General features: G+C 62.5%; 1 protein-coding gene. It reads right to left on the reverse strand.

Going from position 1 to position 2322, the window contains the following annotated elements:
• On the reverse strand, positions 1 to 2322 hold a 2322-nt coding region (locus CHC02_RS30380; RefSeq protein ID WP_176450363.1), incomplete at both ends, for a hypothetical protein.

The raw sequence follows: 2322 nt of genomic DNA on the forward strand, positions 1-2322 counted from the left end.
GAACTGCAGGTAGATGCCGTAGGTGCCGGCTCCCGGCGCCTTGTCCGCCTGCGAGGCGTATACCGTCACGAAGCCGCCTTCCGGACGGGCAACGGCAACCGGGCGCCTTTGGATGTTCGGCGTGAAGGTATTGATCAGGAACTCGTTGCCCACCGCGCTGCCGTCGGGTGCATAGATACGGCCCCAGACCCCCCCGGCCCCCTGATCCAGTCCTTTGGTGTTGTACGAGTCCCAGGTGACGATGAAGTTGCCGTTGGCCAGCTCCGCGACGCTCGGGGTGCCCTGGAGATCCGCGGTGGTCTGGTTGGCGCGAATCTCCGCGCCGAAGGTCTGGGACTTCGGATCGTATACCCGGAAATAGATATCGCCGGCGTTGACTTCCTTCGAGTAGGTCATCACGACCTGGCCACCCTCCAGCGTTGCCACGATCGCTTTCTGGTGGGGGGTGGCAACACTGCTCCAGAGGAAGTCCGTTACGACCTGCTCGGTGCCCACCATGACGCCATTGGCATCGTACTGGCGGCACATGACCTTCCACGGCTGGTTGTCGGTCGTCCGTGCGTTCCAGACCAGCATGTAGCCGCCATCGTCCAGCGCGGAAAGCATCGGGAAGCAGTTGTAGCGCTGGCCCGCGCCCTTGAAGGCCTGTTCGCTGCCGATGGGAGTGGCCGCGGTGATGTTACCTGCTTCGTCATGGCTGTAGCCAAAGCGTTGCGTACGTATCACGCTGTCGCCATTTTCTCCGCTGTAGTAGCTAACGATGAAGGTGCCATCCTGCAGCGTCACGATGTCGGGACGAACCTGGCTGCTGGCATAGACGGTATTCACCCGGAACTCGCCACCGATCGGCATGCCGGATGCGTCATGCAGTTGTCCGATGATGTCGAAATCCCCGGAATGCGCGGACTGCCATACCGTTACGAAGCCGCCATTGGGCAGCGCGCTGGTGGCCGAGTAAGACTGCTCGCCCTTGGTGCTGGTATTGACGGTGAACTCCGAGTAGAAGCCCGCGTCGATGTCGAGCACCACGCCCTCGATGCCGTAACTGTCCGGGTCGACCTTGTCGCTGTGCCAGGTGACGAAGATATTGCCATCGTCCATCAGCGTGGCATCGAGGATATGTTCCAGGTCTACATCGTCCCAGCCTGAGCCCTGGTTACCCCAGGTGTCGGGGTTGACCAGGAATTCATGGCCGATCTTCTGGCTGTTGGCATCGAAGCGCTGGGCATAGATGGCCGAGCCATCGCCATCGCCACCCTCCGAGCCCCAGATCAGCATGTAGCCACCGTCTTCCAGGGCCACGCCGACCGGCTTGTACTGCTTGCCTGCGGTGTACTGGTTGACGATGAAGTCGCCATTGCCGATCAGCGTGGCCTGGCCGGAGACCGGGTCGACACGGTAGTGGGCCGCGCGGATGTCAGTACCGTTGGCCTGGCTGTCGGCACTGTCCCAGAACACGACGAAGCTGCCATCCTTGAGCGCAATGACATCCGGGTACTGCTGAGCCTTGTCCAGGGTGGTGTTCAGGGTCAGGATGGGCCCTGCCGCCGAGCCGTCGAGCTTGCGCAACTGGCCCAGGACGCCATTGCCATTGCCGTCGGCGCCACTCCAGATCGTCAGGTACCAGTCATTGTCGAGGTGGACCATTTCCGGGCCGCCCTCATCGGTGGCAGCTCCCCCTGCCTTGATGAGCACCTCGTTGCCCACCGGCTGGTTCTGCGCGTCGTAGGTGCGCTGCATGATGGAGCCGCCACTTTGAACGCTGTGCCAGGCGACGATATAGCCGCCGTCGGGCAGGCTCATGACGCTCGGTGAGCGCTGGCCACCAGCGGTTGTCTGGTTGACCAGGAATTCATCGGTCTGGGCAGCGCCACTGGCGTCGTAGCGGCGACCCAGGATGCCATCTTCGTTCGGGTCGGGATTGCCGGCGTACGACTCCCAGACAATCAGGAACCCGCCATCCGCCAGGGCGGTTACTTGCGGGCTGTCCTGGTTTAGGTAATTGCGCTGGTTGATCATCTGCTCCTGGCCGAGCTTGATCTTGCCGGTCGGGTCCATGATCTGGAAGAAGGCGTCGTATCCGCCATTTTCCTTTCTCGCGTTACCTTGCCAGGTCACGACCAGGTTGCCGTTGGCCAGCTTGGTGACCTGCGGGTTGTTCTGATAGCCCACGACCGTGGTGTTGATCGGTGCTCCAGAACCCTGGCTGCCGCCCAGGTCGAAGCCACCGAAGCGGTCGTTCTGGGTGACGCTGATGGCGTAGCCGGGGCTGTGCGGCGTGGCATTGCCGGCGGTGTCGGCCTCCACGGCGGTGAAGACGTT

This window comes from Pseudomonas delhiensis (assembly GCF_900187975.1).
GTDB lineage: Bacteria > Pseudomonadota > Gammaproteobacteria > Pseudomonadales > Pseudomonadaceae > Pseudomonas > Pseudomonas delhiensis.